The organism is Nitrospira sp., assembly GCA_029194535.1.
Classification (GTDB): Bacteria; Nitrospirota; Nitrospiria; order Nitrospirales; family Nitrospiraceae; genus Nitrospira_C.
In genome coordinates, this window is sequence record JARFXR010000001.1 from 1,620,990 (window position 1) to 1,642,243 (window position 21,254).

Genomic DNA, 21,254 nt, shown 5'->3' on the forward strand with positions numbered 1-21,254 from the left:
ATGGTCGAGGCGGATTTCATCGCGCTGCTGCCGCTGCTCGTCACGGCCGTCTCGTCGTTGGTCGTGCTCCTGCTCGCGGCGTTTCATCGGGATCACGCAGTCGTCGCGATCGTGACATCGCTGGGATTGACGATCTCATTGCTGACACTCCCGGTCGCAGCCGGGGTCGCGCCGCGTCCCGTGACGGGGTTGCTGATGATCGACAGGTACGCGTTGTTCTATGCCGGGCTCATCATGGGCGCGAGCCTCGCCGTGACGATGCTGTCCTACGGATACCTGAAGAAGCAGGATGGCGAGCGCGAGGAATTCTACGCGCTTCTGCAGTTCGCAACCTTGGGGGCCATGACACTGGCCGCCGCGTCGCATTTCGCTTCCTTCTTTCTCGGGCTGGAATTGCTCAGCCTGTCCCTCTACGTGCTCATCGCCTATCTGCGCGCCGATCCTCGTCCGCTCGAAGCCGGTATCAAGTATTTAATCCTGTCGGGCGCCTCGTCGGCGTTCCTCTTGTTCGGCATGGCCGTGATCTACTTCCAATCCGGCACGATGGAGTTTGTCCGCACTGCGGCTTGGTTGGCCGGCGCGAGTGAGTTTTCGTCCACCTTTCTTGTCGGGTTGGTGCTCATCCTGACCGGCGTCGGCTTCAAGTTGGCGGTGGTGCCGTTCCACATGTGGGCGCCCGATATCTATCAAGGCGCGCCGGCTCCGGTAACCGCCTTCGTCGCGACCGTTTCGAAAGGCGCTATGGTCGCGTTGCTGCTCCGCTATTTCGTGGAGATCGCGGCCTTTCGTTCCGAGATCCTTTGGTGGGCCTTGGCGGGAATTGCGACCCTGTCCATGTTCGCCGGCAATCTGCTGGCCTTGTTGCAGGACAATGTGAAGCGCCTGCTCGCTTATTCGTCGATCGCTCACATGGGGTATCTGCTGGTCGCGTTTCTGGCCGGCGGGGCGTTGGCGATCGAAGCCGTGACGTTCTATCTCGTCGCCTACGTCATCACGACCCTGGGCGCCTTCGGTGTCGTCTGCGTCTTGTCCAAACCGGGAGCCGAAGCCGAGGCCATGGACGACTACCGCGCTCTCCTCTGGAATCGGCCATGGATCGCCACGGTCTTCACCATTATGTTGTTGTCGCTCGCCGGCATCCCGCTCACGGCCGGCTTCATCGGAAAGTTTTACGTCATTGCCGCAGGGGTGGACTCTTCGCTCTGGCTGCTTATCTTGCTTCTTGTGGTCAACAGCGTCATCGGCCTCTTCTACTATTTGCGGGTGATCGTCGCGATGGCCGCCGACGAGCCTCGCAGCGCTCGCGCAGCGGATCACGCTCAGGCCCCGCGCGTGACATACGCCGACGGTCTGGTGCTCGCTATGCTTAGCGGGCTCTTGTTCTGGCTCGGCCTCTATCCGGCCCCGCTGATCGGCCTCGTCCGTGCTGTGGAGCGGAGTCTCACGGGATGAAGAACCCGAGCAGGCCGGCACTGTCGGCAGAGGCAGCAGAGATGGGGTCGTTCCAGAGCGGAAGCACATGAGGGAGCCGTCATGCAACTGGGCATAACACCGCGATATCTGGATCCTCGTTGCCAGGAGGCGTTCTATGAGGTCGACGTGGGGGTCAACGAGATGTCTGACGGGCTGGCGAGCGCCGTCGCAAGTCAAGCAGGCGCAGGAGATCGCAGGGCGGCGGCGAACAGCGCAAGCCGATCGCCGCAAGAAACACGGGCCGTGCGTCGATAGGATCTCGCCGTGACGGCGCCGACCGGCCGACTGGCCGACTCGTTGAACGACGCGGCAGCAGCGGCAATTCCGTACGAACATGAAAGGAACGATCTATGACTGTCTCAGGAGTTCAGTCGAAGCGTAGGCCTGTTCTTCCTTCAACGGTGTGGGCCGGCATGAGCCTGGTTCTCTCGTTGGTGATGACGGTCGCCGCCTGGGCAGAAGACCCGACCAAGACGGAGGCCTATCCGGGCCATTTGGTTCTGCTGCCCGGAGAACGCATCGTGCTCGGAACCGTGGAAGCCGTCGAGGGCGGCATGATCAGAGTGAATATCGGCGAGCTCGAGCCTCGCTTCATTCCGCTCAAGGCCGCCTTGGAAAAGGGAGAATGGTCGATCAAGAAGGGCGACCGGATCGAATTGGCGGTGAGCGCGGAGAATCTCGTGGTCGACTATCATCCGGTCAATGAGCCGGGTTGGCATCGGATCGTGAAAGGTCAACTGGCGCAGCCGCTGGTCGTGGGATACGAATGGGCGGTGATCAGGACGGAAGACGGCAAAGAGGAGGCATTCGCCGTTCGACCGTTGGCCCGCTTGAAGCTGGCGGCTCTCCCGATCGGCGTACCCGCACTCTTTTTGATCGGTGAGACCAACAAGATTCTGGATGCGACCTTTGCGGACGAAGCAGCAGCTCACCGGCAAGTCCAAGAATGGAAACGATCGGTTCCCAAAGCTCCGGACCGGCGGCTCGAAGCCACGCTCATCAGCCCGCCGGTCTTGATGGTGACGGTTCGCACCAACGACGGGAAAGAGCAGCATGTAGAAGTTCGGCCCTTTGTCGAGGACAAGCTCGGCAATTTGCCGAAAGGGAAGTCGGTGATCCTGCTTCTGGACGACGAGAACAAGGTCACGGATGTGGCCGTTCCCCCTACGTCCCAACGCTGAGCAGGACGGATTGGATGATGTGAGGGTGTCCGTCAGGAGTGATGGATACGGAGAGAGGAGTCGTTCCATGCATGGATTTACCACCAGACAACTGCACGCCGACGGGCGGACGAAGCCGTTGAACGCCCATACGATGCCGATTTTTCTGACGTCCACGTTTGCGTTCGATTCTCCCGAAGCCGGCGCGGACCTATTTCTGGGCCGCCGCACCGGATATGTCTACAGCCGGATGGGAAATCCGACCGTCGAAGCCGTCGAGCGGGTGGTCGCGGATCTGGAAAACGGGGAGGCTGCCGTCGCGTTCGCCTCGGGGATGGCGGCCATCCAGGCGAGCTTACTGAGCGTGCTGAAAGCCGGCGATCATGTGATCTGCGGAGAGGCGATCTATGGTCCAAGCCTCCATTTGATCACAAAGCGCTTGGCGGATTTGGGCGTGACCTCCACGGTGGTCGATACCTCGGATGTGCGGGCGGTCGAGAACTCGATCCAAGAGCACACCAGGGTGATGTTTTACGAGACTCCCGCCAATCCCACGTGCAAGATCACCGACATCCTGGCGATCGCCGAACTCGCCCGACCCACGGGCATCTTGACGATCGTCGATAACACCTTCGCAAGCCCCTATTTTCAGCGACCGTTGAATCTCGGCGCGGATATCTCGCTCCATAGCGCGACGAAATATCTGAACGGCCATGGCGACGTGATCGGAGGTGTCGTCGTGAGCCGCGCTGAGCTGGCCGATAAGATTCGCCTGTACCGGCGCGACACCGGCGGGATACTCAGCCCGTTCGACGCCTATTTGCTCTTACGGGGCGTCAGAACCCTTTCGCTGCGCATGCAGCGGCATCACGACAACGCGATGAAGCTCTTCGAATTTTTGTCCGGCCATCCCAAAGTCAGCAGGCTGTACTATCCGGGCGATCCGAAGTTTCCCGGCCACCATGTCGCAGCCCGGCAGATGACCGGCTTCGGCGGGTGCTTCAGTGTGGAGCTGTCCGGCGGCTTCGAGGCGGCCAAGCGGCTGTTGAAAGGCCTGACCCTTTGTACGCTGGCGGTATCCTTGGGCACGGTGGATACGTTGATCGAGCATCCGGTGTCGATGACCCATGTCACGACGCCGAAAGAGGTGATGGATCGGCAGGGGATCACGGGCGGGCTTGTGAGAATCTCCGTCGGCTGCGAGGACATCGAAGATCTGGTCGCCGATCTGGAGCGCGCGCTCAAGCCGGCCTAGCACCAGTTGTCGGCTGCGCCTGCAGCAGGGCGAAATCACAGTGACAGGGAGGACGAGATGTTCAAGATGGAGCGGATCCTGTTAGCGAGCGATTTCTCGGCCGGCGCGACCCAAGCCTCAGCCTATGCGTCGTTCTTTGCGTCGGCATGGAACAGTCATCTGGATCTGTTGCACGTGATCCCGCTCTGGCCCGACGTCGACCTGCTGGGCGCGCTCGACCACCTGAGGCTTGCTCACATCCGCCAAGAGATCGGGGTCAAGCTCGAGAGTCTGGTCTCTCAGATGAGACGAACAGGGGTGCGTGCTCAGGCGCATCAGGATGAAGGCATACCCAGCGAGCGGATCGTCGCCGCGGCAGCAACCCATAAATCGGATCTGGTGGTGGTCGGTTCTCACGGACACAGCGAACTGGAACATGTCCTGCTCGGCAGCACTGCAGAGCGGGTGGTCAAAGGAGCGCCTTGTCCGGTTCTGACGGTGCGGACTCATCATCTCGGCCGAAATGCACCGTCGGCTCGTGAATCGACTGATGCCATCAGAATGCGTCGCATCCTGCTCGCCACGGACTTGTCGGAATGGTCGCTGCCGGCAGTCGACTACGCCCTTCAGGCGGTCAGGACATTCAACGCCTCGGTGACGATTCTTCATGTGATGGAGTGGCGATCGCTCGGGGGCGACATCAGCATGAGCGCCTTCGCCGGCTGGGAAAAATTGCGAGAGTCGGTCGAGACGCGGCTATTGGAGCTGACGGAGCGGGTGAAATCGGAAGGTGCCGCCGCTCAGTGCGTGATCAGGGTGGGCTTGCCCGCCGACCTCATTCTGGAGGTTGCCCAGGAGCAGACCTGCGACCTGATCGTCATGGGCACGCACGGCCGTCGCGGTGTATCTCATCTGCTTCTAGGGAGTGTCGCAGAGGCGGTGTTGCGCAGGGCCGACTGTCCGGTGCTGACTGTGAAACATGTCTAGAACCTATCTCAAAATGGGTGTTCCGGTCAGAACTGGTCATGCCCGCGAACGCGGGCATGCAGAATGACCTGAAAAGACTGGATCCCCGCCTGCGCGGGAATGACGACCACCGGACAGCAAGGGGCGATTCTGGAGGAAATGCGGAGCAGCTAATCCCACGCAGGCGCTCGTCGCATCATCGATACCTGCGCCGACAAACTGCAACAGGTGCTCGACTCTACACCGTAACTCACGCTGCGGTGCAGGGGTGAGTCGAGGGCCGACAATGAAAGTCCGATGCGACAGTTCTATGGATTCCACAAAGGAGTTGCGCATGTCTCCCACCTCCGCCAACGGCACCGCGGTGATCGCTACGATCGAGACGGTTCCGCTGCGTATCCCGCTTAGGGCCGGCAGCATACTCGGTGCGTCCCTCTGGGGTGACAAGATGTCTGCCGCAGATTCGCTGCTCGTCAAGGTGACAACGCATGATGGAGTGGAAGGTTGGGGGGAAGCCTTCGGTTTTCGCGCCGTGGATGCGGCCAAGCTCGCCGTCGACGAACTGATCGCACCGCTATGCATCGGGCAGGACGCCACTCGTATCGGTCCGCTGATGCTGGAGGTCCAAAGGAAGCTGCACGTGTTCGGTCGCGGCGGCGCGCTGACCTATGGGCTCTCGGCGGTGGACATCGCGCTGTGGGATATTGCCGGAAAGCTCGCCGACGTTCCCGTGTGCGAGCTTCTTGGCGGCGGAGTGACGGTCATGCCCTGCTATGCAAGCCTGGCCTGCTATTTCGATCCTAGACTGGTCCGCGCCGTGGTTCGGCAAGCAATCGATGCTGGATTTCGAGTGCTTAAGCTGCACGAGAAAGACATGTCGGCGATCCACGCAGCCCGCGAGGAGGCCGGCTTCGGCGTCGAGCTGATCGTTGACGCAGGCTGTCCATGGACCCTGCCCCAGGCGCGTGCTGTCGCCCCAGACCTCAAGGCCGTCGGGCTCAAATTTCTCGAGGAGCCACTGTGGCCGCCCGAGAATTTTGCCGGTCTCGCCGAACTGAGAAGAACCACCGGCATTCCGATCTCGAGTGGAGAAAACGTCTCTACGTTGATGGAATTCGAGCGCATGCTTGCCGAGGGAGCGGTAGACTTTGTTCAGCCAAGCCCAGCCAAGATGGGCGGCATAACCGAGTTGTGTAAGGTTTTCCCCCTCGCTGCTCTCCGCAACATCCCGGTGATGACGCATTCCTTCTACGACGGCCCCGGCTTTCTCGCGGCGGTCCATGCGACCGCCGCGCTGGGCACCGCTGACTCCATGATTGAGTGGCGCTGGTTTGATCTGGAAGCGTCCGTCTATGGCGATGCCCTCACTCCGACGGACGGACGGATTTTGGTCCCCCGTGGCCCCGGTCTGGGACTTGACCCGGATCCCGATGTCATAAGCGCTTACCGCCGGGAGAGGATATGAGGGCTCGGGTCTGCTCATCGGAAGTGTTGCAGGAGCCGTATTGCGCCGTGCCGATTGTCCGGTGATGCCGGTGAAACTGCTCCAGGATTCTCGGACTTCTGAAGTGTATGAAACAGATTGATTTCTTCCTGTCGCCGATTCCGCCGTTTCGGCTTGCGCTGACGGTGTGGGCGTTGCGCCGGCGCCCGAACAATACCATGGATCGCTGGGAGGACGGGACCTATCGACGAACCCTCGTCGTCGACGCCTTGCCGATTCAGGTTGCCGTCAAACAGCCATGCGCCGCGCTGGCCGTCACCGTGAGCGGGGCCGCCCTGCCGTCTAGGGCACAGGCGGACGTGACGGCCGCATTGAATCAACTGTTGGGGCTCCGCGTAGACCTTCGGAAGTTTTATCGGGTGACCACTCGGGAAGCGAAGCTGCATCAGTTGGCACGGCGCTTTCACGGGCTGAAACCGCCTCGTTTTCCCACTGTGTTTGAAGCGCTGGTCAATGCCATCTCATGCCAGCAACTCAGCTTGACGGTCGGAATTACTCTGATGAATCGGCTGACGGAGCGCTACGGGTTAGGGAGCCGGGACGAAGGCCGGGCCTTCCCACGTCCGGAAGACGTGGCCAAGGCCGAGGTCAGGGCGCTGAGAACGTTGGGATATAGCCGGAGCAAGGGGCAGGCCCTGATTGACGCGGCTCGAGTGATTGAGGAAGGCAAGCTCGATCTCGATCGTCTCACAATCATGGACGACGCTGAGATCGTGAGTCGGTTGATGGAGTTGCGAGGGGTAGGCCGTTGGACGGCGGAGTACACGTTGCTGCGCGGCCTCGGACGGATTCACCAGTTTCCCGGCGATGATGTCGGCGCGCAAAAGGGTCTCCAACGCTGGTTACAGCTCAGACGGTCACCGGACTATGACCATGTTCGCAAGGTGCTGCGCAAGTGGCGACCCTATGCGGGGTTGATTTACTTTCATCTGCTGCTCGATGGTCTCGACCGAAGGGGATTGGTGGGATGAATCAACGTCGCGAACGGCACAAGCCTGTCGTGCTGACCATCGGTCACAGCAATCGATCGCTGGAAGCCTTCCTTGATTTGCTGCGCGCGCACGGCGTCCAGCGAGTGGTGGATGTCCGGACGATCCCGCGCTCGCGCCACAATCCGCAATTCAATCGGGAGACCTTGCCGCTCTCATTGAGGCTCGCGAAGATCGGCTACCTCCACATGAGCGGTCTCGGAGGCCTGCGGCGGGCGCGGCCCGATTCTCCGAACATGGGCTGGCGCAACGCCTCCTTCCGCGGGTACGCCGATTATATGCAGAGCGATGAATTTGAAACCGCGTTGAAGCGACTCATGAAGGCCGCGGCCGAGAAACGGGTCGCCCTGATGTGCGCCGAAGCCGTGCCCTGGCGTTGTCATCGATCACTCATCGCCGACGCGCTGACCGTCCGCGGCCTGGTCGTGGAGCACATCACGAACCTGACGCGCACCCGTGCGCATGCATTGACGCCCTTCGCACGGGTATCCGGAACGCGCATTCTCTATCCTGCCGACAACCTGGTTTCCCTTGACGGCGAGGAGCAGAGGGGCGTCCATCTTGATGTTTCGGCGGCCCAGCCTCGCCGGCAGGCCGTTCAAAGGAGGAGACGGAGCGAGCCGGGTGGTGGGCGCTGATCGTTAAAAGGGTCATCCGGACCACGGGCTGTCCGATTGGATACCCGCTAGCCTAACCCACATGCGTCATAAACGCTTTGCTGCGACAGCAGATTGGCTGCGTCGGGCGAGCCGGCATGCCAGACCATGCTTGCCGGAGAGCGAACCGAAGAAGAAAGGACACTGGCACATGGGCAAGAAAACGGTGGCGGAGCTATTCATCGACACACTGGTTCTCGCCGGAGTCAGGCGGATGTATGGTGTCGCAGGCGATTCCCTCAACTCCCTGAGAAGCCAGCAACCGAGAGAGGCTCCTCTCGGCTGATTTCAGCCCATCCGTCTGAGACAACCGTCCGACCAACCAGGTTCTCGAAAGGCGCCCAAACACCCCAACAACGCTCCCACGCGCATCGCCTCATCTGGCGCGGGAGCTTGAGGGATTTTGAAGGGGTTGTGGTGCCGAGGGACAGAATCGAACTGTCGACACCAGCCTGTTCAGGTCCAATACTCTTCCTTGATATCACAGAGTTAGCGTCAGAGCCTTCCTCATCAGACCCCACTGAAATTCAACAACTTACAGACGGTGGTGCCACAGGTGGCACCGACGCTAGCGACGTCGACTCGCTGATCGCCGTCACGTCAGTGATGGGAGGGGAACGATGCCGGAGGCTTGTCGTGTGTCATCGAACAATGAAGGGAGTTGGAGCAGAAAACCAAAGCGCGGCTATCATCGCGTGCGATCGCTTCTTCGGTGTGCGCAAACTTGACCACACCGAACTGTACTTCCAGTATGCTTATGTCAAGAGTGCTGTTTGGGGGTACGAGAGAGAATGGAGAGTTTGGGACCTGCGATCCCAGCCCTCGTCAACGCCTTACTATGACTATCCTCTCCTGGAGAAAGAAGTCGAAGCAGTCTATTTGGGATGCAATATTGCCTCTGAAAGCAAGGCCGCTATCATGTGTTTGCTTTCGAGAAATACCCAGAGGCAAATCTTTTCCAAGCCCGGAAACGGTCCGATAAGTACGGGCTAGAGTTCAATGGAATATATTCGGTGGCTTGAGGCAACGCAGTGGATGTCAGTTAACTTTCAATAGTTCAGATCTGACAGTTCGCAAGGTGTACAGTTCGGGGAGGCAGTCCGTAATGCGAATTGTGCGCTTGTTAGGGAGTCGTGTATTATTGTTTTAAGACAAGCGAGGGAGGTCCATGAAACTTCACGTGGTCATTGAAAAGGATGAGTCCGGGTACTATATAGCGGAGGTTCCAGCGCTCCCGGGATGTTTGTCTCAAGGCAAAACCCATGATGAAGCCTTGGTGAACGTCAAGGAAGCTATCGAGGGGTGGCTTGAGGTGATGGAATCCAAGCAGACCTTCGACCCCGCCCACAGTATTGAGGTCGTGGTTTAATGGCCCCTTCGCTTCGGCTCTGTTCTGGGGCCGAAGCCGTCAAAAAGTTTCAACGCGCAGGGTGGACAGTGGCCCGGCAACGCGGGTCTCATGTCATGATGGTCAAACCCGGGTACGATTATACCCTGTCAATCCCTCAACATGACGAGCTTGGTATCGGGCTGTTGCGAAAGCTAGTCCGCCAGGCAAACCTCTCCATAGACGCTTTCAATAATCTCTAACTGCATAGTGGTGCTTGCTTCCGCCAGTGAGAACTCGGGCGTAGCGAGCGATTTCAGGGCATCGAGTGAAAGGAACGACGTTTGATTATTCGCATGGTGGGAAATCAGCGTTAAGAAGGGCTGTGACGCTGCTTGAAAGTGCCACCTCAAAAACCAAGCGAGCCAAAAAGCAACAGGCTAACTCATTGGAAAGTGTGGTGCCGAGGGACAGAATCGAACTGTCGACACCAGCCTTTTCAGGGCTGTGCTCTGCCAACTGAGCTACCTCGGCGCTCCTAATGGCGGATTGGTTCTGAGGAGGAGGGACTTTTGCAGAAACCGACGGGAAAATCAAGGTCCCGCCGAAAATTGGTGGCAGGTCGGTTTGCCATCAGAAGCCCTGAAGTCTGACATTCCGCCCCCGATCGCTCTGGAGGGCAGGCTTCAGCGGGAGTCCAGTGAAGGCCGTCTCTTCAATATTGATTGAGTCTTGATCGAGAACTGGATGCCGGCCTTCGCGGGCATGACGCAAAAGGAAACTGACCTCAGGCTGACGCGGTGATCTCGGTCAGTCCGCACTGATGCGCGAACAGAAGAAGTTTTTGGCGGTTCGAGACGCCCAGTTTGTCGAAGATGCTCGTCAGATGATGACGCACCGTCGTCTCCGAAATGCAGAGTCGTTCTCCGATATCGCGATTGGAAAGGCCTTGTCCGACCAGCGCCACCACGGCACGCTCGCGGTCGGTCAACGAATCGGTCTTCGGACCCGGCACAGGCACCACCTTTCCGTTCGGCGGCTTCTCACTGGTGGCCGCGCTTAGGGCGAGGGCCGGCGTGACGCTCGGCGGCGTGGTGTGATGGCGGCCCATGCTCTCCAGAATGGCCAGGAGAATCGACGCGGGCTGACATTTCATCATGATCACGTCGGCGCCGAGTTCCAGCGCCTGCCGTCCCAATTCCATGTCGCCCCAGCCGGCCAGCACGACCACGCGCGCATGCGGAACGGATTGCCGGAATATGGTGACGATGTCGACCCGCTTCATATCCTGATCGAGATCGATGACGATGAGATCCGGACGCGTCTTCTGCACCAGGTCGTGTGCGGAGGGACCGGCGTGAGTCTCGCCCACCACCTCGATTCCTGGATGGGCGTCAAAGGTGCGATGCAAACCCACTCTCAAGAAGGTGTTGCTGCTCACGATCAGGACCTTGATGCCCGATGCCTGTTTCCCAATGGTCATGGACGAGTCCTCTGGATACCAGCTGGGTCCCGGAGGGCAATTCGATTTGGGAAAAAGGTTCGAAGCATCCGGTCGCTGTTCGGGGCCGAATATACCAAACGGCGCTAGGGCATATTAGCCCTACCTAAGGAGGGGGGAAATACGAAAAGCGGCCGGTTTGCCGGTATCGGCAATGGTTCCTCCCTGTTAACATAATCACCGTCTTTCAGCATCCGTCAGGCCCCGCCGCCGAGGCGAAGCTCGGTCAACGTCCTTAAGTGCTCGATATGTTTCGGTCTCCCAAATAATAGCTGCAATATTCTGCCAGCCCGGGCCGCCAGCCTTTATCCGGAGGCCTGTCTGGCACGGTTTTTTTTGCTGCCCACAGCCGGCACATATGTGCCGATTGGATTCCTTACTGCCTTGTCCGAGAAAAGCACATTCATCCGATGCGTGGCGAGTCGGACATCTTGTAGAAAGAGTGCCTCATCCGGATGGGACTGACGGGGCGAAGCTATGCTGACAACTCACGAACAACCGAATCATGTGTGCAACGTGCTTCCCGAACCGCAGTGGTTTGCGCTGAAGACGCATTCACGCCATGAAAAGCAGGTGCGCGATCGACTCAGCGCCATCGGCGTCGAGCCGTTGCTGCCTCTGACGAAGAGTCTTCGTCGATGGACGGACCGCAAGGTGTGGACGGTTCTGCCCCTTTTTTCCGGATACTGCTTCGCGCGGTTCTCGCTGTCGAACCGCCTGGCGATCCTGCAAACGCCGGGCATCGTCCGCATCGTCGGATGTCTGAATCCCGAGCCGATCCCCGAGGATGAAATCGCCGCGATCCAGAAGCTCTGCACGAGCCAACGTCACGCTGAATCGTGCGAGTACTTCATCGAAGGGGCCTGGGTTCGAGTCGTGCGAGGGCCTCTGGAGGGACTCCGGGGACAGATGGTCAGAAAAGACAGTCACAACTGCCTCGTGATCCGCGCTCACCTGATCCAGCAGGCGGCACTCGTCCATATCGACACGGACGAAGTCGTGCTGGATACGCATGCGGGAGAACTCATCTCCGCGTAACCGACCTCGCTCTGCACTCTCCTCGTCGAACTCGCTCGATGGCCAACAAACCCCGAAAACGGGCGTCGTTTACAGAGGCCGATCGCCGGCGGATTGTGGCGGAGGGCATCCTCGCAACGCCAAAGGACGTGTGTGCACGCTACGGGATCTCGCGGCGTACGTTCAGCCGGTGGCTGGAAAAGTACGGTGATCGACAACCGGCGAAAAAGGCGGGACGTGTCGCCGATCTCGAGCGGGAAAATCGCATTCTGAAAAACAAGGTGGCCGAATTGTGGGTGGACTACAACAGCTTGCGAATGGCCTTGGTCAAAACGGGAAGCGAGTGTTGAACACACCTTCGCGTTCCAGACTTCCCCATTTGACGGCAATCTGGTTCAACTCAGCTTGACGACAGAGTGAAAATGAGCATGAACGAAATCAAGATGCCCGCTGTCCCAGATCCACAGGGAGAGCCATTGTCGGTGCAGATGCGGGAGTATTGGGGCAACATCTTGCGCCGAAAATGGCTCGTGCTTGGCTCTGTTGTGGCCGGGACCGCTCTCGCGGCCACGCTCTGCGCAGTCCTGCCGAAAAGCTATCGCTCCACCACCCTGATCCTGATTGAAAATCAGAAGATCCCCGAGGATTACGTCAAGGGCATCGGAGGGGCAAGCGTCGAGCAGCGGCTGACGATGATTCAGCAACAGGTAATGAGCCGAACTATCCTGGGTCAGATTTTGGACGAATACGATCTCTATGAGGGACAGGTCGACCGAGAGGGGCTCGAGTCGGCCATCGAAACATTTCGCAGAATGATCAGAGTGGAGACCGTAGGCACCCCTGGCGCAGGGGGCAGGAGCGTCGAGTCGGTCACGCTTTCTTTTGCTCATGAAGATCCGACGACGGCCATGCAGGTGACGGCGAAGCTCGCCTCGCTGTTCATCGAGGAGAATGTCAAAGTACGGGAACAACTCGTGACCGGCGTGTCCAGTTTTCTCGAACAGGAATTGTTTGAGGCCAACAAGGCGCTGGAGGCACAAGAAGCGGCCATCAGCCGGTATAAGTCACAATATATGGGCCAGTTGCCGGAGCAAATGGAGGCGAATCTACGAGCGTTGGATCGACTGCAAACGGAACTGACCGCGACCGATGATCTGCTGCACGGTCAAACCGACCGGTTGCGCAGGGTAGAAAAGTCGATCAAGGAGTACGAAGCGAGCGAGGGCACCAGTGCGGACTCAGACAATCCGAGGTCTGTGAAAACTACAGTGCTGAATCCGCTGCTCGCTCGTTTGCACGAATTGGAGCGGCGGCTGACCTCGCTCAGAGCAGAGTGGAAGGAGACCTATCCCGACATTGCCGTTACGAAGCGGGAGATCGAACATGTCAAGGCTCAGCTGGCTGAGAAATACGGCGCGCAACCGACCGACAAGAACGGCGGGAGCCAGAAAATCTATGATCCCTATTTGACAGAGCTGGTAAAGCAACAAAGCGACTTACGCACGGGATTGTCGGCGGTCAAGGATCGTCGAGCGAAGCTTGTGGAACAGATCGTGAGTACGGAACGGTTTGTGGGACAGACGCCGTCGCGCGAACAGGAGCTCATGATCTTGCTGCGCGACTACGAAAACAGAAAAAAGAACTACCAAGCGTTACTGGACAAACGATTGAACGCACACGTGGCAGAGAACCTTGAGAAGCGCCAACAAGGCGAACAGTTCCGCGTACTGGACCCCGCGAGTCTTCCGCGGAAGCCGGAGAAGCCGAATCGATTGATGATCATGGTGCTTGGCCTGATGGGAGGATGCGGACTCGGTGTCGGTCTTGCGGTCGGTCTGGATCGGTTGAATCCGACATTCCGACGCCGAGAAGACGTAGAAGTCATGCCCGGCATCCACGTGTTGGCGACCATACCCCAGTTCTTTACCGTGAACCCTCAGATCAGCGCAATGCCGAAGAGCGGCCCTGGGGTGCCCGGCGACGAGAGATCCGGGGTGCCGGCGGTAAGAAGCGCGGCGAGAAGCATCTCCTGGACCTCATCCGGGAACAGGAACGAGATCACTCCGGCAAACCTGAATCTAGTCGCCAAGTGGCAACCCCGTTCGATTGCCACCGAACAATATAAGATGGCCGCTACGAAACTGGTCCTCTCCACCGAGGGTCGCCGTTCCACGATTGTGGAAATCACCAGCGCATTGATGGGCGAAGGCAAGACAACCACCGTGGTAAATTTAGGCTACGTCATTGCGCGAGACTTTGGGAAAAAGACCCTGCTCATCGAGTGCGACTTTCAACGGCCGGCCCTCCATCACTATGTCAGGACGCCTGCTCGATCCGGGTTGATTGAATTGCTGGATGGCCAGGCGTCACTGGATGATTGTCTGTCGGTGATCGACGAAAATCCATGCTCAATTCTGACAGCCGGGGGAGACGAGGGAACGTGCGGCGAACGCAATGAACTCGGGATGATTCAGCAGCTGAAATCGATCCTGCCGGAGCTACGCGTACAATTTGAATATCTCATCATCAATACGCCACCGGTTCTGTCCAGCGCAACCACGAGCATCTTGGCGAGCCTGGCTGATGAGCTTGTGTTGGTGATCCGTGCGGGACATTCGCCCAAACATCTGGTGCAAAAGGCCTTCACGATGCTGAGCCTGACCACGCGACGGCAAGTGATTCTCAACGGGCTCGATGCGCAGAGCATGTCGAACTATCTGTACGGATATTCTATGTCCTACGGTCGTGACCCTTCGGTCGAGCATGCCAGGCAGTAAGCTGAAGCAATCGTCCTCACGGCTCATACCCCCGGTTGCGGGCCGCAATAGTTCCCGCTTCCTCTTCCGACTGCAGCAGCGCCTTTGTTCAAGGCTTCCGGGCTCACAACAGCCGATCTCATCATTACGGAGAATTCGATGGAACATACCACGCAACGAGTGCTCGGGCATAGGGACTCGAACACCGAGAACAACAATGGAACGGCTCCCCATCTGGCGCATCACATCCTGGAATCGGCGATGAATGTGGTACCGAGCGACGGGTATCGCTGCATCGCACCCGATGTCAAGGTCGGGACGAATGTGAAATTTTCCAAGTTCGTCAATCTCTACGGGTGTGAAGTCGGCGACGACACGAAGATCGGAGCGTTTGTTGAGATTCAGAAGAACGCCAAGGTCGGGAAGCGGTGCAAAATCTCGAGCCATACCTTCATTTGTGAGGGGGTGACGATTGAAGACGAAGTCTTCGTCGGACATAACGTCACCTTCGTGAACGATACCTTTCCTCGCGCGACCACCCCGGCGGGCTCTTTACAGACCGAGGCGGATTGGAATGTCGAAACAACAGTGGTGAAGAGGGGCGCTTCGATCGGGTCCGGCGCGACGATTCTTGCCAGTGTGGTGATCGGGGAACATGCGCTGATCGGGGCCGGTGCGGTTGTGACGAGGGATGTGCCGGCGTATGCCGTCGTAGCAGGAAATCCAGGCAAGGTGGTGCGATATTGCGGGCTAGGGGGACAGCCATGACGAACGAGCGTATTTCGTTTCTCGATCTGGTCACGGTTCATCGGGAATTGCGTGACGAATTGGTCGAAGTGCTGACTGCCGCACTGAAGACCGCAGGATTTATCGGCGGCCCCATGGTTCAAGGATTTGAACAGGACTTCGCTCAGTTTTGCGAATCAAGGTTCTGCGTGGGAGTCAGCAGCGGCACGGACGCCTTGAGGTTTGCTCTCATGGCTGCAGGGGTACGATCAGGGGACACGGTGATCACCGTGCCGAACACGTTTATCGCGACGACCGAGGCGATCTCCCAGGCGGGAGCGCGTCCTGACTTTGTCGACGTTGATGAGAGGACCTACAATATGGATCCAGGGAGACTCCGCCGGTATTTGGAGAAGGACTGTTCGTGGGATTCGGACGCGAAGCGGGCCTTCCATAAGCAAACGGGCAATCCGGTGACGGCTGTCGTTCCTGTGCATCTGTACGGCCAGATGGCTGATATGGACCCTATTGTTGATTTGGCCACCCGGTACAACCTGAAGGTGATCGAAGATGCATGCCAAGCTCACGGTGCGGAGTATTTCTCCAAGAAGGAGAACCGTTGGCGCAAAGCAGGGTCCATAGGCCATGCGGCGGCATTCAGCTTCTATCCAGGCAAGAACTTGGGTGCATGTGGAGAGGCCGGCGCCATTACTACAAATGATGAACAGTTGGCTCAGACCTGCCGGCTGTTGCGTGACCATGGCCAGTCGAAAAAATATTGGCATGACATCGAAGGTTACAACGGCCGGCTGGATGCCATTCAGGCCGGTTTTCTGCAAGTTAAGCTCCGGCATTTAAAGAAGTGGAATGAGCAACGTCGAGAGATTGCCCATCGCTACAACGCACTCATTGCTGGGACGGCAGGAAGCTTGACGCTTCCTCATGAGCCGGAGTGGTCTCGTTCGGTTTACCACCTATATGTGTTGCGAGTGGATGATCGGACACAGCTTCAGAAACATTTGGACGAGTCCGGCATCGGTACTGGGATTCACTATCCCATCGCACTTCATCTGACCAAGGCTTACGAAGGGCTTGGCTTTCGCATTGGTGATTTCCCGATCGCGGAGAAAACAGCTTCACAGGTGCTGTCGCTTCCGATGTTCCCAGAACTCACTTCCCGACAGCAGGATCGAGTTGTGGCCGAAGTGCTGAAGTCTCTGGCAGTTGCTCCCGGCAGCGGATCGAGGTAGGAAGCCCTCAAGACGAATCTTCAGATTAGGCACGCAACGGTAACGTCGCGTGCCTGATTCTTTGCTGGAGCTGGTCGAGTACATTGAAGCCGAGTCGGGCAGCATGGATCATAGCCGCAGTCGCTCTTGTGCTACTGGTAATTGCGGCGGTGCTGCTCAGTGCGCCGCCACTCACCGGGTGCCGTTCGGAAGCGCCGGCTGCAACAAGGCAATATTGGTTCCGTGCGACGCAGACGGTTGTTCAGCCGTGGCGTGGCCCCCATCACGTGTACGGTACATTCAGCGTCCCTAATCAATATAAGCGGGATCGTCTCTACACCACAAAGTTGAGCATTCAGGGATTCACTGAAGAGTTTCCCGAAGGCAGCCCTGAAGGGGGGGGCACGCACGACGCTAAAGCAGAGGCAGGGCATTATATTAAGCGCGTCTATCTCCCAACGAGAACAGCTTTGTGGTTCATACTGACAGGCCGATTTGGCGACTTGAACACACCTTGTCACTGGTGGTTGGTCATTGCAGATCGGAAGGGGTGATGTTCAGTCCAAGTGCGAGGATGCCCGTTGTATTCATGCACATCTGGCGATCGGTAGCTAGAAGCAATCATATCGATGGCCACTTCTGTAATGTGGCGGATGTCTCGTACATTCACTGACGAAGGAACGGATAGATGAACGCGGATGAAGTGGTAAGGCTTGATCTCGACTCGATGTGTGCGGACCTCAAGGAAGAGTTCTCGTGCTTGTCCGGCAGGCGGCTCTTGATTACGGGTGGGGCCGGATTTCTTGGACACTATTTCATCCAGTCGGCGCTTCATTGGAATAATCATGTTCACGCCCAAGGAGAGCCAATTCAGGTGGTGGTCTATGACAGTTTTGTCCGGGGAATGCCACAGTGGTTGTCAAGAATAGAAGCCGATCGAAACCTTGTGTTGGTTCGACACGACATCAGAAACCCTCTTCCGGCCGATGCAGGTGATTTCCAATTCATCATCCATGCAGCCTCGATCGCGTCACCGACGTACTACAAACGAGACCCAATCGGTACGATGGATGCGAATGTGAACGGGTTGCGCATGTTGCTTGAATATGCTCGAGGGCAAAACGAGAAGGGGAGGCCAGTCGAGGCTTTCTTGTTCTTCTCAAGTAGTGAGATCTACGGAGACCCTTCCCCGGAGAACATTCCAACCCCTGAAACCTATAGAGGCTTAGTTTCATGTACCGGTCCCCGTGCTTGTTACGATGAAGCGAAGCGGTATGGTGAAACTCTCTGTGTGAATTTTGCGCACCAGTTTAGAATTCCTGTAAAGGTGGCTCGGCCGTTCAACAACTACGGGCCTGGGCTAAAAATCAGTGATCGTCGAGTGATCCCTGACTTTGCGAGAAATATTATGGACGGTCGAGATCTTGTGATGCTCTCAGACGGATCCCCTCGTAGAACCTTTTGTTACGCCGCAGATGCAGTTACTGGCTACTACAAGGTGCTGATAAAAGGCCATGTTGGGGAAGCCTACAATATTGGTGTCGAAGTGCCGGAAATCTCGATGGCCGAGTTGGCTGAGAAACTCGCGAGCTTGGCGAAGGAATTGTTTGGGTACAAAGGAAAGGTGATTCGACAACCTAGCCCAGACACGAATTACTTGATCGATAATCCTAACAGGCGGTGCCCGGTAATCACTAAGGCACGGCTGCATCTCGGATACAATCCTACCGTAATCTTAGGCGAAGGCCTCAAGCGATCACTGATTTGGTACAACGACAATCGGGACGCGCCGGATGCCTAGCAGGGTGGCGCGTCTGCGGTAAAAGTATGACAGGCCGTTGAAGTAATTGAGAGTCGCCCCAGATTCTTGCTCCGTCGAAAGGAATAGCATGAGGGTGTCGGTCATAGGAGCAGGTTATGTTGGGCTTGTAACGGCAGTTTGTCTTGCCGAGAAGGGGCATGACGTTACCTGTGTTGATGTCGATCAGGCCAAAGTGGACTCGATTAATAAAGGGGTGCCGCCTATTTATGAACAAGGATTGGAATATCTACTTAGGAAGCATGTTGGTGGACGATTACGCGCATCGACGGATCTTTCAGGCTCTGTGCAACAGACAGATCTCTCCTTGATCGCGGTCGGGACCCCTTTTGACGGCCGCGAGATCGATCTTACTCACATCAAAGCCGTCTCGCGACAAATTGGACAGGCATTGCGGACGAAGTTGGGCTATCACGTCGTGATCGTCAAGAGTACTGTGGTTCCTGGGACGACGGATGACGTGGTGTGTCCCATCCTCGAAGACGCCTCTGGCAAGAAAGCCGGGGTTGATTTTGGAGTCGGGATGAACCCGGAATTCCTCACAGAGGGGGAGGCCGTACATGATTTCCTGTTTCCCGACCGGATCGTTCTCGGGGGATTGGATAAGGCAACCACCGATGAGCAGGCGAAACTGTACGAAGGATTCCCAGGGGTCGAGGTGCTTCGAACGAACAATAAGACAGCGGAGATGATCAAGTACACTTCAAACGCCTTACTAGCTAGCTTGATCTCATTCTCCAATGAAATAGCCAACCTCTGCGTAGCCGTAAAAGATGTCGATGTCCTTGACGTCATGCGCGGAGTCCATTCCAGTCGCTACCTGTGTGTCGATATGCCGGATGGGAAAAGAGTTCAGCCACAGATTGTGTCCTTTCTGGCCGCAGGGTGCGGATTCGGCGGTAGCTGCTTTCCAAAAGACGTAAAGGCTCTGACGGCGCATGGCGAAAGAGTTCATGTGCCCATGCATGTACTCGACTCGGTCCTCAAGGTGAATGAACAGCAGCCAGCACGGGTCATTCAACTGCTGAAGAAGCATTTTACGTTGCTAGAAGGAGTAAGAGTCTCGATTCTCGGTCTAGCGTTCCGGCCCGACACGAACGACATGAGGGAGTCGCCAGCCATTCCAATTGTGCGGAGGTTGCTGCGGGAAGGAGCAGTGGTGAAAGGCTACGACCCTGTGGCCGCAGACGAGGCGAGGAAGATATTCTCCTTGCAAGATTTGGCATTGAGCGAGAGTCTTTCCGATGCTCTGACGGAAACTGATGCTATCGTGCTGGTAACCCGTTGGGATGAATTCAGGAAAGTTCCGGAGCTGATAAAGGGGAAGGTCCCGCAGCCACTCTTCGTTGACGGTCGTCGTTTCCTCGATAAGACAACCATTGCGCGTTACGAAGGGATCGGGTTTGAGTCGAAATGATCTTTACGGAAACGAAGCTCAAGGGCTCGTATGTTATCGATCTTGAGCGAATTACAGATGAACGGGGATTTTTCGCGCGAGGCTGGTGTGCCAAAGAATTCTCATCCCATGGATTGAGCCCCGTCATAGCGCAGGTGAATATTGGACATAGTACTAAGAAGGGGACGATCCGAGGCATGCACTTCCAGATTGCTCCTTACGCCGAAGTGAAAGTGGTGCATTGCAATAGGGGATCGTTGTACGACGTAATTATCGATCTGCGGGAGGGCTCTTCTACTAGGGGTCAGTGGGTTGGTGTGGAATTAACTGCGAGCAACGGGCGCATGGTCTACGTGCCGGAAGGATTCGCACACGGATATCAGACGTTGGAGGATGAGACGCGCCTCGTCTATCAAACTTCGCAGTTTTATGTCAAGGAAGCTGCGAAAGGCGTGCGGTATAACGATTCGGCGTTTGCAATTGCCTGGCCGCTGCCCGTGAGCGTTGTGTCAAGTGGGGACGACAATTGGCCTGATTACTAAGAGGACTGGGCGGGAGTCATGAGCGTATCTGACGAATCCAAACGAGTACTGGTAACGGGAGCGACGGGATTTATCGGGTCCCATTGTCTGGCCCCTCTTCTCCAACGAGGCTACGAAATTCACGCAGTATCGACGAAATTGGCAATGAAAGCGGACTCGTCGATAGTCTGGCATCGGGCAGATCTTTTAGACGACTCATCTATTTTACATCTGATGCAATCGATAAAGCCGACACATTTGCTTCATCTTGCCTGGTACGTCGTTCCGGGAAAACTGATTTCGTCCGATCTCAACTTCGATTGGGTTCGTTCAAGCATGGACTTATTGAGGGCGTTTCAGCAGCAGGGAGGGCAACGGGTGGTCATGTCCGGCTCCAGTTATGAATACGACTGGAATTTCGGATATTGCCACGAAACGAGAACGCCGACGGTGCCGAATACAATTTATGGAGTGTGTAAACACGCCTTGAACGTGATGGCTCAGGCGTATTGCCGGATGCATGGAGTTAGCCAGGCGTGGCCCAGGGTCTTCTTTTTGTATGGCCCGAACGAACATCCTGATCGCTTGGTGTCATCCGTCATTCGTTCACTTCTGCAAGGTCGAGAAGCGCGATGTTCTCACGGGAAGCAGATTCGCGACTATCTTCATGTACAAGATGTGGCAGATGCGATCGTGTCTGTCCTGGACTGTGGAATTGAAGGCGACGTCAATATCGGATCCGGCACAGCCGTCACGTTGCGAGAGATGATCGCGACGATCGGCTGCACATTGGGCCGGGGAGATCTCGTCAAGCTGGGAGCCATTGCGAGCCGCGCAAACGATGCGCCGCTTGTGGTGGCCGATGTCGAACGCTTGAACACCGAGGTGAAGTGGATGCCCAGGTTTTCAATAGAAGAAGGGCTCAAACACACGATCGAGTGGTGGCGACACTCGTTCGTGGAAAACAGGTAACGAGGACA

Annotated in this window: 19 protein-coding genes and 1 tRNA gene; 18 read left to right on the plus strand and 2 right to left on the minus strand. The window is 57.3% G+C overall.

Features of this window, described 5'->3' with window-relative positions; all coding sequences use genetic code 11:
- From P0111_07345 to P0111_07385, 9 genes are all read left to right on the plus strand, one after another.
- On the plus strand, positions 1-1,452 hold the full coding sequence (locus P0111_07345; protein ID MDF0643831.1) for an NADH-quinone oxidoreductase subunit N: 1,452 nt from the start codon (positions 1-3) through the stop codon (positions 1,450-1,452).
- A gap of 81 nt (positions 1,453-1,533) precedes the next feature.
- The gene (locus tag P0111_07350) at positions 1,534-1,728 is read left to right on the plus strand and encodes a hypothetical protein (GenBank protein MDF0643832.1); all 195 of its coding nucleotides are present in this window, start codon (positions 1,534-1,536) and stop codon (positions 1,726-1,728) included.
- Between the two features lie 158 nt (positions 1,729-1,886).
- Positions 1,887-2,654: a hypothetical protein gene (locus tag P0111_07355; GenBank protein ID MDF0643833.1), complete on the plus strand. Its 768-nt coding sequence runs from the start codon at positions 1,887-1,889 to the stop codon at positions 2,652-2,654.
- 67 nt (positions 2,655-2,721) lie between these two features.
- A complete protein-coding gene (locus tag P0111_07360; GenBank protein MDF0643834.1) occupies positions 2,722-3,888 on the plus strand; it encodes an aminotransferase class I/II-fold pyridoxal phosphate-dependent enzyme in 1,167 nt (388 codons plus the stop codon).
- 57 nt (positions 3,889-3,945) lie between these two features.
- Positions 3,946-4,854 carry a universal stress protein gene (locus tag P0111_07365; protein MDF0643835.1) on the plus strand — a complete coding sequence of 303 codons (909 nt, stop codon included), beginning with the start codon at positions 3,946-3,948 and terminating at the stop codon, positions 4,852-4,854.
- A gap of 313 nt (positions 4,855-5,167) precedes the next feature.
- The gene (locus tag P0111_07370; protein MDF0643836.1) at positions 5,168-6,298 is read left to right on the plus strand and encodes a mandelate racemase/muconate lactonizing enzyme family protein; all 1,131 of its coding nucleotides are present in this window, start codon (positions 5,168-5,170) and stop codon (positions 6,296-6,298) included.
- A 107-nt stretch (positions 6,299-6,405) separates the two neighbouring features.
- Entirely contained in the window at positions 6,406-7,308 is a 903-nt protein-coding gene (locus P0111_07375; GenBank protein ID MDF0643837.1) for a hypothetical protein, read from the plus strand.
- Complete coding sequence (locus tag P0111_07380) at positions 7,305-7,964, plus strand: DUF488 domain-containing protein (protein ID MDF0643838.1); 660 nt, start codon at positions 7,305-7,307, stop codon at positions 7,962-7,964. Before P0111_07375 ends, P0111_07380 begins: the two co-directional genes overlap by 4 nt.
- 1,186 nt (positions 7,965-9,150) lie before the next feature.
- Positions 9,151-9,351 (plus strand): type II toxin-antitoxin system HicB family antitoxin, encoded by a 201-nt coding sequence (locus P0111_07385; protein ID MDF0643839.1) that lies wholly within the window; start codon positions 9,151-9,153, stop codon positions 9,349-9,351.
- 416 nt (positions 9,352-9,767) lie between these two features.
- Here the strand turns inward: P0111_07385 and P0111_07390 are convergent.
- Together P0111_07390 and P0111_07395 are read right to left on the minus strand one after the other, a co-directional pair.
- A tRNA-Phe gene (locus P0111_07390) sits at positions 9,768-9,843 on the minus strand.
- 253 nt (positions 9,844-10,096) lie between these two features.
- Entirely contained in the window at positions 10,097-10,792 is a 696-nt protein-coding gene (locus P0111_07395; GenBank protein ID MDF0643840.1) for a response regulator transcription factor, read from the minus strand.
- Positions 10,793-11,287: 495 nt separating this feature from the next.
- Here P0111_07395 and P0111_07400 point away from each other — a divergent pair, with 495 nt between their 5' ends.
- The 9 genes from P0111_07400 to P0111_07440 all read left to right on the plus strand — a co-directional run bounded on the left by P0111_07400 (position 11,288) and on the right by P0111_07440 (position 21,246).
- On the plus strand, positions 11,288-11,848 hold the full coding sequence (locus P0111_07400) for a UpxY family transcription antiterminator (GenBank protein ID MDF0643841.1): 561 nt from the start codon (positions 11,288-11,290) through the stop codon (positions 11,846-11,848).
- A gap of 38 nt (positions 11,849-11,886) precedes the next feature.
- Positions 11,887-12,177 (plus strand): transposase, encoded by a 291-nt coding sequence (locus P0111_07405; GenBank protein MDF0643842.1) that lies wholly within the window; start codon positions 11,887-11,889, stop codon positions 12,175-12,177.
- A 78-nt stretch (positions 12,178-12,255) separates the two neighbouring features.
- Complete coding sequence (locus tag P0111_07410; protein ID MDF0643843.1) at positions 12,256-14,604, plus strand: AAA family ATPase; 2,349 nt, start codon at positions 12,256-12,258, stop codon at positions 14,602-14,604.
- Between the two features lie 138 nt (positions 14,605-14,742).
- Positions 14,743-15,351 (plus strand): acyltransferase, encoded by a 609-nt coding sequence (locus P0111_07415; GenBank protein MDF0643844.1) that lies wholly within the window; start codon positions 14,743-14,745, stop codon positions 15,349-15,351.
- A 47-nt stretch (positions 15,352-15,398) separates the two neighbouring features.
- Positions 15,399-16,559: a DegT/DnrJ/EryC1/StrS family aminotransferase gene (locus P0111_07420; GenBank protein MDF0643845.1), complete on the plus strand. Its 1,161-nt coding sequence runs from the start codon at positions 15,399-15,401 to the stop codon at positions 16,557-16,559.
- 667 nt (positions 16,560-17,226) lie between these two features.
- Positions 17,227-18,339: an NAD-dependent epimerase/dehydratase family protein gene (locus tag P0111_07425; protein MDF0643846.1), complete on the plus strand. Its 1,113-nt coding sequence runs from the start codon at positions 17,227-17,229 to the stop codon at positions 18,337-18,339.
- Positions 18,340-18,427: 88 nt separating this feature from the next.
- Positions 18,428-19,774 (plus strand): UDP-glucose/GDP-mannose dehydrogenase family protein, encoded by a 1,347-nt coding sequence (locus tag P0111_07430; protein ID MDF0643847.1) that lies wholly within the window; start codon positions 18,428-18,430, stop codon positions 19,772-19,774.
- Complete coding sequence (rfbC, locus tag P0111_07435) at positions 19,771-20,295, plus strand: dTDP-4-dehydrorhamnose 3,5-epimerase (protein ID MDF0643848.1); 525 nt, start codon at positions 19,771-19,773, stop codon at positions 20,293-20,295. The genes P0111_07430 and rfbC overlap by 4 nt, the downstream gene beginning before the upstream one ends.
- An 18-nt stretch (positions 20,296-20,313) precedes the next feature.
- Positions 20,314-21,246 carry an NAD(P)-dependent oxidoreductase gene (locus P0111_07440; GenBank protein MDF0643849.1) on the plus strand — a complete coding sequence of 311 codons (933 nt, stop codon included), beginning with the start codon at positions 20,314-20,316 and terminating at the stop codon, positions 21,244-21,246.
- Positions 21,247-21,254 lie beyond the last annotated feature (8 nt).